The organism is Verrucomicrobiia bacterium (genome assembly GCA_019634635.1).
GTDB lineage: Bacteria > Verrucomicrobiota > Verrucomicrobiia > Limisphaerales > UBA9464 > UBA9464.
Genome location: JAHCBB010000009.1, coordinates 151,588 through 164,873 on the forward strand (window position 1 = coordinate 151,588; position 13,286 = coordinate 164,873).

11 protein-coding genes are annotated in these 13,286 nt (G+C 64.0%); 5 read left to right on the top strand and 6 right to left on the bottom strand.

Translation table 11 applies throughout. The annotated features are described in order from the left end of the window. Positions 1-10 precede the first annotated feature (10 nt). A complete protein-coding gene (locus KF791_08625; protein MBX3732644.1) occupies positions 11-475 on the bottom strand; it encodes an MEKHLA domain-containing protein in 465 nt (154 codons plus the stop codon). Between the two features lie 155 nt (positions 476-630). Between KF791_08625 and KF791_08630 the strand changes: the two genes are divergently transcribed. Further along, positions 631-1,302, top strand: coding sequence for a YceI family protein (locus KF791_08630; protein ID MBX3732645.1), 672 nt, complete (start codon positions 631-633; stop codon positions 1,300-1,302). A 12-nt stretch (positions 1,303-1,314) separates the two neighbouring features. On the opposite strand, the gene KF791_08635 is transcribed toward KF791_08630, so the two are convergent. Then, a complete protein-coding gene (locus KF791_08635) occupies positions 1,315-3,303 on the bottom strand; it encodes a tRNA uridine-5-carboxymethylaminomethyl(34) synthesis enzyme MnmG (GenBank protein MBX3732646.1) in 1,989 nt (662 codons plus the stop codon). A 159-nt stretch (positions 3,304-3,462) separates the two neighbouring features. On the opposite strand from KF791_08635, the gene KF791_08640 reads away from it, so the two are divergent. Beyond that, the gene (locus KF791_08640) at positions 3,463-4,605 is read left to right on the top strand and encodes an aldo/keto reductase (protein MBX3732647.1); all 1,143 of its coding nucleotides are present in this window, start codon (positions 3,463-3,465) and stop codon (positions 4,603-4,605) included. Between the two features lie 59 nt (positions 4,606-4,664). Continuing rightward, positions 4,665-6,524, top strand: a complete 1,860-nt coding sequence (gene glsA, locus KF791_08645; GenBank protein ID MBX3732648.1) for a glutaminase A — start codon at positions 4,665-4,667, stop codon at positions 6,522-6,524. On the opposite strand, the gene KF791_08650 is transcribed toward glsA, so the two are convergent. From KF791_08650 to KF791_08660, 3 genes are all read right to left on the bottom strand, one after another. Then, on the bottom strand, positions 6,525-7,970 hold the full coding sequence (locus tag KF791_08650) for a HAMP domain-containing histidine kinase (protein ID MBX3732649.1): 1,446 nt from the start codon (positions 7,968-7,970) through the stop codon (positions 6,525-6,527). Then, positions 7,967-8,689: a response regulator transcription factor gene (locus KF791_08655; protein MBX3732650.1), complete on the bottom strand. Its 723-nt coding sequence runs from the start codon at positions 8,687-8,689 to the stop codon at positions 7,967-7,969. Before KF791_08655 ends, KF791_08650 begins: the two co-directional genes overlap by 4 nt. Positions 8,690-8,804: 115 nt before the next feature. Then, the gene (locus tag KF791_08660; GenBank protein ID MBX3732651.1) at positions 8,805-10,742 is read right to left on the bottom strand and encodes a tetratricopeptide repeat protein; all 1,938 of its coding nucleotides are present in this window, start codon (positions 10,740-10,742) and stop codon (positions 8,805-8,807) included. A gap of 139 nt (positions 10,743-10,881) precedes the next feature. On the opposite strand from KF791_08660, the gene KF791_08665 reads away from it, so the two are divergent. Both KF791_08665 and KF791_08670 read left to right on the top strand, forming a co-directional pair. Then, positions 10,882-11,949, top strand: coding sequence for a hypothetical protein (locus KF791_08665; GenBank protein ID MBX3732652.1), 1,068 nt, complete (start codon positions 10,882-10,884; stop codon positions 11,947-11,949). A gap of 26 nt (positions 11,950-11,975) precedes the next feature. Further along, the gene (locus KF791_08670) at positions 11,976-12,290 is read left to right on the top strand and encodes a 4a-hydroxytetrahydrobiopterin dehydratase (protein MBX3732653.1); all 315 of its coding nucleotides are present in this window, start codon (positions 11,976-11,978) and stop codon (positions 12,288-12,290) included. Here the strand turns inward: KF791_08670 and KF791_08675 are convergent. After that, entirely contained in the window at positions 12,281-13,177 is an 897-nt protein-coding gene (locus KF791_08675) for a uracil-DNA glycosylase (GenBank protein ID MBX3732654.1), read from the bottom strand. The two genes, KF791_08670 and KF791_08675, sit on opposite strands and share 10 nt — an antisense overlap. Positions 13,178-13,286 lie beyond the last annotated feature (109 nt).

The window sequence follows — 13,286 nt, forward strand, 5'->3', positions numbered from 1 at the left end:
TCGTTGGAGTCTAGAGGAATTCCCAGGAATCGAAGGCGGCCGCCTGGCCGGCCGGGGCCCCGGCATCGTCCACAAGGTTCCATACGGTGGCCCCGGTGATCCTGAAGCGCCGCCCACGTCTTGAAACACGCACGCCGGCATACCCATGGGTGTAGCCGCGGATCCGGACCTCCCCCAGCAACCTTGCCCGTTCCTCCTGCTCCACCGGCTCGGCAGTCATTCGCGAAGGAGTTTGCACCAACTCCTCCCAGGTCATCTCCCACAATTCCAGCGCCTTTGCGTTGCCATAATTCAACACCGGGTCCGCTTCAACGCCGTGCGAGACGACCACCTTCTCTGCGTGAAACAGCGCAGTCGCCGCATCCAGGCGATCGGCACAGGGCGGGACCAGATCCCTTCCAAGCCACTGATGGAAACTGCGCTGGATACGCAGCGATTGTAGAATGGCCTCCGGGCGGGTCCACGGCGGGATCATCTGCGCGCCTCCAAGGCCGACAAACGCCCGACCGAGGCCCACCCGTCCCTGCTCCCAGCGTGATCGTCACGGCGAAACACGGCCGCGATTCTTCACCTGCAAATGGTCCGGGTAAATCACGGATTGACGGACGGAAGGGAGCCACCACCTTGCCCATGCACTCATTTTCCCACATGCCCAAGAACGCCGACTCCCCACTGATCCTCATCGCCGCCGTTCTGGTTCTCGCGGGATGCAGCGATCCCGCCAGCAACGTCCCCCAGACCAGTGCCACCGCTCCCATGCCGGTTCCCACCGCGGCGGGCGCTTCCGGCATTGAGTATCGCGTTCGTGCCGGGTCCAGCGTCGGCTTCACCGGATCCAAGGTCACCGGAAGCCACGACGGAGGATTTACCAACGTCGTCGGAAGTTTCCGGGTCGGGGATGGCAAGCTCGCGGGTGCGCCGGAAATCACGATCAGCATGCGCTCCCTCTGGTCCGACAACGATCGCCTCACCGGCCACTTGATCAGTCCGGATTTCTTCGATGTCGCGCAGTATCCGGTCAGCTCCTTCACCATCACCTCCATCGAGCCCGCCGGGGAAAACCATCAGGTCAACGGCAACCTCAACCTTCACGGAGTTACAAAGGGAATCTCGTTTCCGGCTCAAGTCTCCATCTCGCCGGAAACGGCCGCCCTCAAGGCGGAATTTGCAATCAACCGACGTGACTTTAACATTAACTATCCTGGAAAGCCCAACGACTTGATCCGGGATCAAGTGGTCATCCGCTTGGATATCCAAGCCACACCGGGCCCCGAGCGCCCAGAAGACCGGCTGATTCAGTAAATTTCAATCCACTCAAGAATCGTTATCGCTAGCCTCTCCTGGCGCTGTGGGTTGGTGGGCGTCCGCTGACAATGGATCCGGACCTCTGCGCGACCAAACCATCACCAAGCTCAAATCGGAAGGGCTGACCCCGGATATGCGACTGGCCTGACCGAAGGTTTCCGGCCGCAGGCGTACCAGTTGTTGCCGGGCCTCTTCCCGAAGGCCCGGAACCCTCTCGTACGCAATCCATTCTGGAATCCTGGAGACCTCGGAGCTCTTCATTCGCTCAACTTCGGATTGCTGCCTCGCAATATACCCAGAATACTTTATCGTTAGCTCCACTTGCTCAACGACACTTGGATCGAATCCATGCCCCACTCCAACGACCGCAGCGTAATCCTGATCTGGTCGCCGGAGGCGTTGAGCCAGGGTTTCTGAAGCCGACCGTGTCGTTTCGAGTCGTTGGATTTCTGCCGCAATCAATCGCTGTTTCTCGATAACCCGCTCAAGCCTTCGTTTCGAAAGCAGTCCAACCTCGGACCCAATCGCCGCCAATCGAAGGTCTGCATTATCCTGGCGCAGGAGAAGCCGATACTCCGCCCGGGATGTGAACATCCGATACGGTTCCGGAGTGCCCTTCGTGATCAGATCGTCAATCAAGACTCCGATGTAGGCCTGATCTCGACGCAAGGTCATCGGGGGACGTCCATCCACGCTTAAGGCTGCATTTACGCCAGCCACAATCCCTTGGGCTGCAGCCTCTTCGTAACCCGACGTACCGTTGATCTGCCCCGCGAGGAACAACCCCTTGCAGGACTTTGTCTCCAACGAAGCCACCAATTGGGTCGGATCACTAAAGTCGTATTCCACCGCATAGGCCGGACGCATGATCTCTGCGCACTCGCAACCCCGGATGGACCGGACCATCTCAACCTGGATCTCGAACGGAAGGCAGGTCGAGAATCCATTCACGTAGATCTCGTCCGTTTCCACACCCTCAGGCTCCAAAAAGATCTGGTGACTCTCCTTGTCCGCAAAGCGGACAAACTTGTCCTCGATACTCGGGCAGTATCGAGGACCGACACCCTCGATTACGCCGGAATACATCGGGGACCGATGCAAATTCGCCAGAATCAACTCGCGGGTTCGGTCAGTCGTGTACGTGATGTGACACGGCAATTGCCCTCCGATGCGATCGAGAACAGATCCCCGCGGGTACGAACGGCCTGCCCCAACCCTTGGTTCGTCCTCAAGAGGGGTGGAATTCCCAAACGGCTGCGGCGGATGTTCCACGTGGAACATTGCCGAATCCAGCAGTTCCTCCCTCCAGAATGAGAACCATGGCACGGGTTCGTCCCCTAGCTGAACTTCACATTTGGAAAAGTCCACTGTTTTCCGGACCAATCTCGGAGGCGTGCCCGTCTTCAGCCTTCCAAGCTCCAAACCCATCTCTCGGAGGGATTCCGACAAGTTCATCGCCGCAGCCTCCCCGGCGCGGCCACCAGCTTGTTGATTCGATCCCACGTGCATCAGGCCGCGGAGAAAGGTTCCCGTGGTGATCACGACCGCCTTCCCAAGGAACTGAACTTCCATGGACGTCTCTACGCCGGTCACCCGTCCCTCCCGATGCAGCAGCCTGGTGGTCTGACCTTGCTTGCAATCCAGATTCGGCTGCCGCTCGCAAACCCACTTCAAGCGAAATTGGTACGCCTTCTTGTCGCACTGAGCCCTCGGAGCCCTCACCGCCGGTCCCTTGCGCATGTTTAACATGCGAAACTGGAGCCCCGTGAGGTCCGTATTCCTGCCCATTTCGCCGCCAAGGGCGTCTATCTCGCGAACCAGGTGTCCTTTGGCCAACCCACCAATCGCAGGGTTGCAGGACATCTGCCCGATGGTGTCGAGATTGATCGTCAAGAGCAGTGTCTGGCATCCCATGCGCGCGGACGCCAGAGCGGCCTCAACACCCGCATGTCCGCCACCCACGACGATGACGTCATACTGTTTCGGATATACGAACATGGCTGGGTGATGTTATGGATCGGATTCGTCGCGCCAAGAACTGTTCCACGTGGAACAAGTTCCGAAACTCCCCGAGGCATCCACTGGCCCACTTCGCCCTCGTGAACTGCGACATTGCCGGTTGACCCTCTTTTGGAATAGGGTGCCCAGCGATTCGCTATGGACCTCACCCGCACCTGTTTTGGAACTTGGAATGGTGGACGATTCATGAACTATGGTCGCTGCCTCACCGAAGACGAATGGATGGACCTCGTACGCGAGGCGTATCGGCTGGGTGTACGAACATTTCTCACCGCAGACGTTTACGGTAACGGATCTGCGGATTCCCTGCTAGGACGTGCTCTGGAGGGGATTCCGAGGGACTCGTACTGTCTCGTCGGTATGGTGGGGCACGACTTCTACAGCGCCCGCCGCGATGGCGCCAAAGGGTACCCGCGATTCACGGACCCCCAATTGAGGTCCGCTTCGGAGTACTCCAGTTACCTTCGAATGGCTGTGGAGAAGTCTCTGGAACGATGCCAGACGGATCGTTTCGACCTCCTCCTGCTCCACAATCCGGACCAAACAGGCTATTCCAGTGATCGGGTCTGGAACGTCCTCGACTCGATCCGTGCGTGCGGACTCTCCCGGAGCCTTGGAGTCGCTCCAGGCCCCGCGAACGGGTTCACCCTCGACCTCATCCTTTGTTTCGAGCGATTCGGACCGCTCCTCGACTGGGCAATGATCATCCTGAACCCGTTCGAGCCCTGGCCTGGATCGCTATGTCTGTCCGCGGCCCAAACCTTCGATGTGTCCGTGGTGACGCGGGTCGTGGACTACGGCGGTGTGTTTCATGGAGACGTCAAACCCGGGCATGTCTTTGGCCAAGGGGATCATCGCTCATTTCGGCCTGCCGGCTGGATTGAATCCGCTAACGATAAACTGAGTCATCTGGGGCCCATTTTGGAGCAACATCAATTGACGCCGCTTCAATTTGCAGCTTGCTGGTGCCTCCAACAGCCTGCCGTTCAGAGTGTTGTGCCGACACTCATCCAGGAAATTGCCCCCGGGTCCAAGCCCATCGCGGTCAAGCTGCAGGAACTCGCAAGCCTTCCGGAAATTGCATTCACTGACGCCGAGCTGGCAACCATTGAAAGGGTCGGCAACAACCGGGGTTGCATGCACTTGAAAGGAGCGTCGCCGGCCCATCTGGCACCGCCTCTGCCGGATCAGTGGGGATTGAACGCTGATCTCAAGGAGGTCGCCCGACGCTGGTCCATTGATCCCGATCGGGATCTGCTCCAGGTGGCCCCGCGAGAATAAGGACAAGTCCCGGTTTGAGTTCCGGTCCGCCAACGGAAAGGCTTCTCCTCAATTGGAGCATGCACGCGAAAAACCCTTCCTCCGGATTTGTCTCCCCCTTGGAACTGTACCTGCAGCGTCTCTACGACAAGTTTTCGCGTCTCGAGGACGGCCAGGTTGCCACGTACATCCCGGAGCTCGGCCGAGCGCGTCCATCGTGGTTCGGCATTGCGGTCGCCACCGTGGATGGTCGTGTCTATTCGGTGGGCGACGCACACGTCCCGTTCACGATCCAGTCCATTTCCAAACCCATCGTGTACGGACTCGCGTTGGAGACCAATGGACTCAAGCGCACCCTGAACAAGGTCGGCGTTGAGCCTTCGGGCGAGGCCTTCAACTCCATCAGCCTGGATCAAGCCACCGGGCGTCCATTGAATCCCATGATCAATGCAGGTGCCATTGCCACCACCAGCCTCGTGCCCGGGGATGATCTGGACGCCCGATGGCGCCAGATTCTGGATACGTTCTCCGCCTTCTGCGGACGCCCGCTGTCCCTGGATGAGAATGTTTACGTATCTGAACGTGACACCGGCCACCGAAATCGTGCCATCGCCCATCTCCTGAGGAATTTCGGAATTCTTGAGGGCGATCCCGAGGCGCCGCTCGACCTGTATTTTCGGCAGTGCTCGATCTCCATCACGTGCCGCGACCTCGCCATCATGGCCGCCTGTCTGGCCAGCGGGGGGGTCAATCCGGTCACAGGACGCCGCGTTCTGGAGCCGCAAAACACCGGACGCGTGCTCAGCATCATGAGCTCCTGTGGGATGTACGACTACGCCGGGGAATGGATTTACAACGTCGGCATGCCCGCGAAAAGCGGGGTTGCCGGCGGCATTCTGGCCGTGCTTCCGGGCCAGTTCGGCATCGGCGTTTTCTCACCCCCCCTGGACGCCAAGGGCAACAGCGTCCGCGGCATCCGGGTCTGCAGTGATCTGTCCACCGACTTCGGTCTGCACCTGTTCAACACCCCCCGGATCGTCACCTCCGCGCTGCGTGGCATGCATACGATCGCCGAGATCCGCAGCAAACGCAGGCGTTCGCAGGGCGAGTTGGACGTCCTCCGGCGCCATGGCCGGGCCGTCCGGATCTATCAGCTCCGCGGTCGCCTCATCCTTTCGACCCTCGAGCCGGTCATCCGCACCGTTCTGGAAAACATCGAAGGCGTTCACCATGTCATCGTGGACATGACCCATGCTGTGGACCTCGATCGCGCCGCCTGCCGGCTGCTGCTGGACTTGAGGGAGCAACTTTCACGCCTCCGGGTCCGCATGCATCTTGCGGGGGTGGCCGACAAAACGGTCTTCCGCGAGTACGTGGTCTCCCAGATCCAGGAGGACGGATGGCGTTCCCTGTGTTCGTACGCCGGCCTTGACGACGCGTTGGAGCATTGTGAGGGCGAGGTTCTCCGGCACGCGGGACCGACCGAGGCGGACCCCTCGGACGCCCCATTGGAGCAACAGGAATTGTGCCGCGGCTTGTCGCCGGGCGAGCTTTCGGATCTGGCCGGCCTGCTGGTCCCGGTGAACCTTCCCACGGGCCATGATGCCATCACCGCCGGTTCCCCGGCGGACTCCCTTTACTTCCTGGTTCGGGGAGAAGTCGGAGTGTTTCTCCAATCCCCGGACGGGCCCGAGCAGCTCATCAGCCGGCTTGGCCCCGGAATGAGCTTTGGGGAACTGGCGCTCGTGGATCGCGAGCCGCGCTCCGCCACCGTGCGCTGCTTGACCCCGATTGACGCCCTCCGGCTTGAATTTGGCGACTTCGACCGACTGGACTCCACCGGACTCGGTCACCTCCAGACGAAGATCTACGCGAACCTTGCCGCCGTCCTCGCCACTCGCCTGCGGAGTGCGAATCTGGAAATCGAGAGCCTGCGCTGATCAGGCCGCGCGCCGCAGGCGGAGAACCGCCTCGAAGCCGGACGGCTCCCGGTTCCGGTAACTCACCCGTCCGCGGCAGGCTTCGACGCAGGTCCGGACGATGGCGAGGCCCAGCCCGGCACCGCCGCTCTCCCGGGCGCGCGACGGGTCCGGCCGGTAGAACGGCTCCCCAAGTCGCCCCAGCGACGCCGGCGGGACTCCCGGCCCTTCGTCGCGGACCGCCAGGGCTACGAATTCCCCGTCCTCCTCCGCCTCAATCGTGATCGGTACGCGGTCTCCCGAATACCGCACGGCATTTCGCAGAAGGTTCCCCACCGCCCGGGCCAGGAGTTCCTCATCTCCCTCCACCGCCACACCCGGCGGCACACGGACACTCACCCGGCCATCGTTGGGGGCCTCCCGGGCGACCACTCGCACAATCAGCCCATCAAGCACCACACGCGCCAGGGCCCGGTCCGGGCTCTGCAGCCCGGCCTTCGAGAACGACAGCAGCTCGTTCACCAGACCCGACATCAGGCGGACATCCTCCCGCAGGTCGCCCACATAATCGCGTGCCGTTCCCGTGGCCTGGTGATCAAGCACTCCAAGTGCCATCTCCATCCGCGCCAGCGGCGAGCACAGCTCGTGGGCAATGTCTCCGAGAAAGCGCTTGTGCCCGGTCACAAATCCCTCGAGACGGCCGGACATTGCATTGATGGCCCCGCCAAGGCGTCCCAGTTCATCACCGCGCCGGTCATTGAGCGCCACGTTGAACCGCCCTTCGGCAATCGCTTCGGTCGCGGTGGTCATCTGACCCAGCGATCGGGTGATGCTGCCGACGAACGGCAACCACCAGAGCACCGACAGCACCAGGATCGCCCCACCCGCGAGCCACCACGGCCGGAAATCCAGAAACAGACCTCCTCCACCAAGGGTCCTTGACTCAATGACCAGCCGGTACGGGCGTACGGGCCCTGGATCCGGACGTCCAATCACCGCCGGAAGCACAACCCAGTACCGGGTCGGGTTCTCTGTTCTCAAGAATTCCCTTCCGAGGCCCGGAACCAGCCTTCTCGGTGGACCGCCTTCCACCAGCCCTGGCGGGGCCGGCGGCATCCCACGACGCCCGCCGCCCCGAAAGCCGCGCAACCGTTCGCGAAGGCTTTCCGGGAACTCCAGCGTCGGTCCCGCCACGGTTTGTCCCCGTTCATCCACCAGGGCAAAGCGCACCCCATAGGTCCCGGATACACGCTCCAGGGTCGTTCCCCATTCGGCAGCAGGACGACTGGCCAGCTCACCCGCCAGCACATCTGCGACCTTCTGGACGCGATCCCCGGCCAGGAGCCCGAGCAGGGCGTCCGGCCGGAGCTCCGACCGGATCACCACGCCAAACACGACCGCCAGCATCACGAGGTTCAACAGAAACCAGCCGACAAACCGCACCGACAACGGGATGTGCCACCTCATGAGGCGTCGGGGTTGATCAACATGTAGCCCGCACCCCGGTAGGTCCTGATGAACCGCGGGTTTCTGGGGTCATCACCCAGTTTTCGCCGTAATGCCGAGATGTGGACGTCTATGGACCGGTCGAAGACGTCGAAGTCCCGATCTCTGGCCTCCTCCAGCAGGGATTCCCGGGTGCGAACCCTCCCCTTCGACCGCGCGAGCAGCGTCAGGAGATCGAATTCCACCGGCGTGAGATCCAGGGGCCGGTCGCCCAGCACGACCGTCCGGGTCTCCGGCGTGACGCGCAGGGATCCGACCACGATCTCCTCCGGCAGAGAGGCCGCGCCGGAACCCGCCCTGGCGCTCCGCCGGGTCACCGCCCTCAGGCGGGCCAGGAGTTCACGGGTGGAAAATGTCTTGGGCAGATAGTCGTCCGCCCCGATCTCCAGACCCACGATCCGGTCCGCCTCGTCGCCGCGGGCCGTCAGCATCAACACCGGAACGTCTCCCGCCTTCCGGATCTGCTTGAGCACTTCAAAGCCATCCAGACCCGGCAGCATGAGATCGAGGATCACCGCATGCCAGGTCCCGGAAACCGCCCGGGCCACCCCCTCGGGACCCGTATGCACCGCCTCCACCTGGTATCCCAACGGCGCCAGGTAGTCTCCAATCAGCCGGCACAATTTCCGGTCGTCATCAATCACAAGCACCCGGGTTGCCTGGTTCTCATCGGCGCTCATCCCGTGAAGAGTCCGGACAGCCTACAACGACCGGATCCGAAACGCCCCCACGATTTACCGGCACTTTACAATTCCTCCCATCCGCTCACCCGCGCCCCCATCCGGGACGGACGGCTCACGGGTTGTTGGCAAGCCAGAGCCGGATGGCTGAGGCCTGCGGGTGCCTCGGATCGAGTGTCAGCACCCGTTCATAGTGCGGTTTGGCGGCCTCGGGATCTCCGAGCTCGCGGGCATACAACCCGGCCAGGGCCAGGTGAAGCTGCGCATTGCCGGGGGCCAGCGCCGCAGCCCGTTCCAACTGGTCCGCGGCGTCCTTGGGATACCCGGATCGGGCCAGGGACGCCGCGAACAACTGGTGGGCTGGCGCTGACGCGGGGTCCAAAGCGGTCGCCGCCTCCCCAGCCTCCAACGCGATCCCCGCATTGCCGGTCTCCAATCCCAGGAGCCCCAGCTGCATCCAGGCCGCGGTCCACGACGGATCCGCCCGGATGGTGCGCTGCCAGGCGGCCAGGGCGGCCGTTTGATCGGCCTGCGTCTCCGCCTCGCGGGCGTGGACCTCGGCAGCCGCGCGGTTTCCAGGTGCGGCTGAAGGAAGCCCCCTTCGAGCGTAGCGAGGGATCACTGGTTTGGCAGGCGGCGGTGCGGGGTTCGACACCGGCGGCGGTGACGGCCGCACCGTCGGATTCTGGGCCGGGCTTGGGGCGGATGCACGGGCCAACCGGTTGGTCGCCGGCGATGACGGACGCTGGGCCGTTCGTGCCGGCGCCCGGTTTGTGGCGTTGGCGTCCTCATCGTCTCGAAACCACCGAACCGGATTTCCCCAGTTCGCCGGACTTACCTTCTGCCAGAACGTCTTATCCTCGCCAGTCGCCGGACCGGTCGTCGCCAGCGTGGCGCCGCTCCCGGCTCCCCGAGCTGGCGCTGTCACCTCACCGGGATTTGGGACCGGCGGCGGCCGACTTCCCTCTTCGGCCGGTGCGGATGCGGGCGCCTGACGGGCCGGGCTGGCCTTGGCCGACTCCGGAGGCGCAGCGTCCCGGGCCGGACGCAGCACCGGAGCCTCGGTTACGGGCACGGTCTCCATGGGAACCTCCAGCCTTGGAGGTACGGCGGGGGCGATCCGCACCAGGGGCGCGTTGGTGGGCGCCGCCTCCGCCAACGCCGGCCTCGCTGGCGGATTCGTCACTGCGACGACCACCGGTGGGGACGGCGGATTGGTCACGCGGACGATTCGCGTGGGCTCCGACGCCGGTGCATTGGTCGGCGGCGCCGCTCGGGCCGGTGCCTCCACCACATTTGTTGTTCGGATCCGGTTGGTGGCCAACCCCGGTGGGGGCGCCAACTGCGCTTCCAGTTGCCGGACAAGCTCGACAACGCCGGCAGTGTCCGACGCACCCGGATTCATCGCCAGGTAGGATCGGTACTGTTCCACGGCCCCCTGACGATCCCCGAGTTGCTGGGTGACGATCGCCAAATTCAACTGGGCGACCGCATCCCGCGGGTTCAGGCGCAAGGCTTCTTGAAAATAGGCCTGCGCATCCTTGAACCGCCGCCGCGACACCGCGGCGAGGCCCAGGCTGTTGTAGACCGGGGCGTTGCTGACCATGAGCCGGGCTGCCGTCATCAGGGCCCGGTCCGCCGCCTCAAAATCACCCGACGCCAGCAGCGAATCCCCGAGCATCTGCCAGGCGATCGCATTGGTTCGGCTCGACTCGACACCCAGATAAGTTCGCAGGGAGCGCTCCGCCTCGCGCCAGCGTCCGAGCTCGAACTCCAGGGCCCCAAGATTGTAGTGGGCGTCAAAGAAGTCCCGATCATCCTTCAATGCCCGCAGATAGGCCTTTTGGGCCTCGCCGCGACGCCCGACCGCATGGTAGGCAATGCCCAGCTGATTCCACGCCGCCGCATTGCCGGGAAGGTCCGCCACGGCCCGTTCGAGAACGGGAATCGCTTCCGAGACGCGTCCAGCCGCCATCAACTCGTCGCCGCGGCGCAGGGCATCCGCCCCGCGCGGCGAACAGCCCGCACTGGCCAGAATGAGGCCCAACAACAACGCCCCGCACCTTGCATCCCACCGCACACCAGCGTGGTTAGGGCGGAAGCCCCAAGGCGTCAAGACGCAGCCCGAGGCTGACGTGGCCCCTCTCCGCCTTTGCGCGCCCCCACCCGCCCGTCCATTGTCGCCGCAAGACATGGGCCTGCCCTTCAGATGCTTCGCCGGACTCGCCGTCGGGCTGGTCCGGCTCATGGCCTCCGATCCGGGATCGAATGCCGAATCGTTCCGGACCGGGGCGCCACCCCGCGCCACCGTTTTCGCGGTCCAGGATTCATCAGCCACCGCCCTGTTTATTCCGAATCCCGAGGTCGTCCGACACCTGGTGGACCGTGGGGTCGCCGCCCTCGCCGGCCGGCCTTCCGCCTCCGAGGCCTGGCGTTCCCTGCTCCCGCCCGGGGACTCCATCGGATTCAAGGTCACCTCGGCGCCCGGCGAGGTCGCCGGCACCCGCCTCGCCGTGGTCCGGGCTCTTGTTGAATCCCTTCAAGCCTCCGGACATCCCTCCAGCCGGATTGCCATTTGGGACAAGCGCCCCTCCGATTTGCGCCGGGCAGGGTGGTACCGGCTGGCGGACGAGCTCGGGGTGCGCTGCATTGCCGCCGAGGATGCCGGTTGGGATCCGGACCCATTCAAAGCCTACGAAAAACCCGTCCTGGGCCGCCTGGTCGCGGGGGACCTTGAGTTCCCAAACAAGGAGGACCCGGGAGCCGGACGCCGGTCGTTCGTCTCACGCCTGCTCTCCCAGGAGCTCAACCACATCGTCCCGGTCTCCCCGGTCCTCAACCACAACGTCGCCGGGGTCAACGGCCAGTTGTTGGGCCTCGCGTATGCCAGCGTGGACAACACGCTGCGGTTCGTGAACAACCCGGGTCTCCTGGCGGAAACCGTCCCCGAAATCTGCGCTCTGGATGATGTGCTGCCCAAGGTGTTGTTTGGCGTCACCGATGCGCTGATCTGCCAGTATCGGGGGGAGGACACCACCCGGCTGCACCAGGCCATCGCGCTGAATGAGCTTCGATTCAGCCGCGACCCGGTGGCTCTCGACGTCCTGGCGATTGCCGACATCGAACGGGCGCGCGGCGGTTCACCGGACGCACAGATTCCCGAAAACCGCATCCGCACGGAACTGTTCGCCAATGCCGAATTGCTGGATCTCGGGGTCGCCGACCTCAAGCGCATTGAGCTCGTCCGACCCTCCCATTAGGTCCCATCAAGCCCATTCAATCCTTCATGAAACGTCTGACCCCTTCCCAGCTTCGCGCCGCCGCCCGGACCATCCCCAACTGGACCCGGCGCGGACAGGTCCTGAGCCGCACGTGGACGTTTGCCGACTTCCCCGGTTCCCTCGCGTTCGTCAATGCCGTGGGCGCCGTCGCGGAGGCCGCCGGCCACCATCCGGACATCACCATCCGATGGAACCGGGTCATCCTGGACCTGACCACCCACGATGCGGGCGGCCTGACCGAACGCGACGTCGCGCTGGCCTCCGCTCTGGACCAACTACCGTCAGCCGCCCCAAAGCGGCGGCGGAAGGCTCAGGCCTGAGCCGACCCTCCCCCGGGCTTCGGCAGAAAGAATCCCCGCTGCCGTGCACTGATCGGCAGGCCCAGCCGTTCCATCACGGCCAGCATGTCCTCCCAGACCTTGCGCTTTTCACCCGCAGACTCCTTCCGCAGCAGATACGCCGGATGAAACGTCGGCATCACGGGGATTCCCCGATAGCGTTGCCAGCGCCCGCGGAGACGCGTGATTCCTGATTGGTTTCCGAGCAACCCTTCAACCGCGGTTGCTCCCAGCGCGACCATGACCGCGGGTTGAATGATCTCGATCTGTTCCTCGAGCCACGGCAGACAGGTGGCCATCTCCTCGGCGGTCGGCTTGCGATTTCCAGACGCCTGACTGGGGGTGTCCGGACGGCACTTGAGAATGTTGGCGATGAAGACGCGTTCCCGGCTGAGGTCCATGGCCTTGATCATTCGCGTCAACAATTCCCCGGCCGCCCCCACAAACGGCTCGCCCTGGCGGTCCTCCTCCGCACCGGGCGCCTCCCCCACGAACATCAGGCGCGCGTTCACATCGCCCACGCCCACCACCACCGAAGTTCGGGCGGCCGCCAGCTGGGCGCACCGGGTGCACGTTGCGGCCCTTTGCCGCAGATCGGTCATCGCCCTCTCGCGGCCGGCTGGATCCAGAGCTGGCGGCAACCCCCGTTGGACCCCCTCCCTGCCGGCCCCTCCCGGCAAGGCTCGCTGCCAGCGGGCACCCACCCCGGACGGAAGCGGACGGACCTCAGCCACTGGTGTCGTCCGGGAACCCGTTTGGACCTCCGAACCCACCACGCGACCTCGCGATCCAAGCGCAGCTTCCTGCCGAACGGTCCGGTCCCTGTTTCCTCCGGCCCGAAGCGCCGCCCCGGCTGGGCGGGGAGTCATCAAGGCTGCCAATGCCCCGGCGTTGACCGGGACAAACCGCTCCCCTCCCTCCTTCAGCGCCTCCAGATGCGCGATCACCGCATCGAGCAGCTCCCCGTAGGCCGTCACG

What these genes read in the sequence shown, in the direction of transcription:
- KF791_08655 (MBX3732650.1), bottom strand. Translation starts at nt 8,689, where the DNA reads ATGAGCGCCGATGAGAACCAGGCAACCCGGGTGCTTGTGATTGATGAC.
- KF791_08630 (MBX3732645.1), top strand. Translation starts at nt 631, where the DNA reads ATGCACTCATTTTCCCACATGCCCAAGAACGCCGACTCCCCACTGATC.
- glsA (MBX3732648.1), top strand. Translation starts at nt 4,665, where the DNA reads ATGCACGCGAAAAACCCTTCCTCCGGATTTGTCTCCCCCTTGGAACTG.
- KF791_08640 (MBX3732647.1), top strand. Translation starts at nt 3,463, where the DNA reads ATGGACCTCACCCGCACCTGTTTTGGAACTTGGAATGGTGGACGATTC.
- KF791_08635 (MBX3732646.1), bottom strand. Translation starts at nt 3,303, where the DNA reads ATGTTCGTATATCCGAAACAGTATGACGTCATCGTCGTGGGTGGCGGA.
- KF791_08665 (MBX3732652.1), top strand. Translation starts at nt 10,882, where the DNA reads ATGGGCCTGCCCTTCAGATGCTTCGCCGGACTCGCCGTCGGGCTGGTC.
- KF791_08650 (MBX3732649.1), bottom strand. Translation starts at nt 7,970, where the DNA reads ATGAGGTGGCACATCCCGTTGTCGGTGCGGTTTGTCGGCTGGTTTCTG.
- KF791_08675 (MBX3732654.1), bottom strand. Translation starts at nt 13,177, where the DNA reads ATGACTCCCCGCCCAGCCGGGGCGGCGCTTCGGGCCGGAGGAAACAGG.
- KF791_08670 (MBX3732653.1), top strand. Translation starts at nt 11,976, where the DNA reads ATGAAACGTCTGACCCCTTCCCAGCTTCGCGCCGCCGCCCGGACCATC.
- KF791_08625 (MBX3732644.1), bottom strand. Translation starts at nt 475, where the DNA reads ATGATCCCGCCGTGGACCCGCCCGGAGGCCATTCTACAATCGCTGCGT.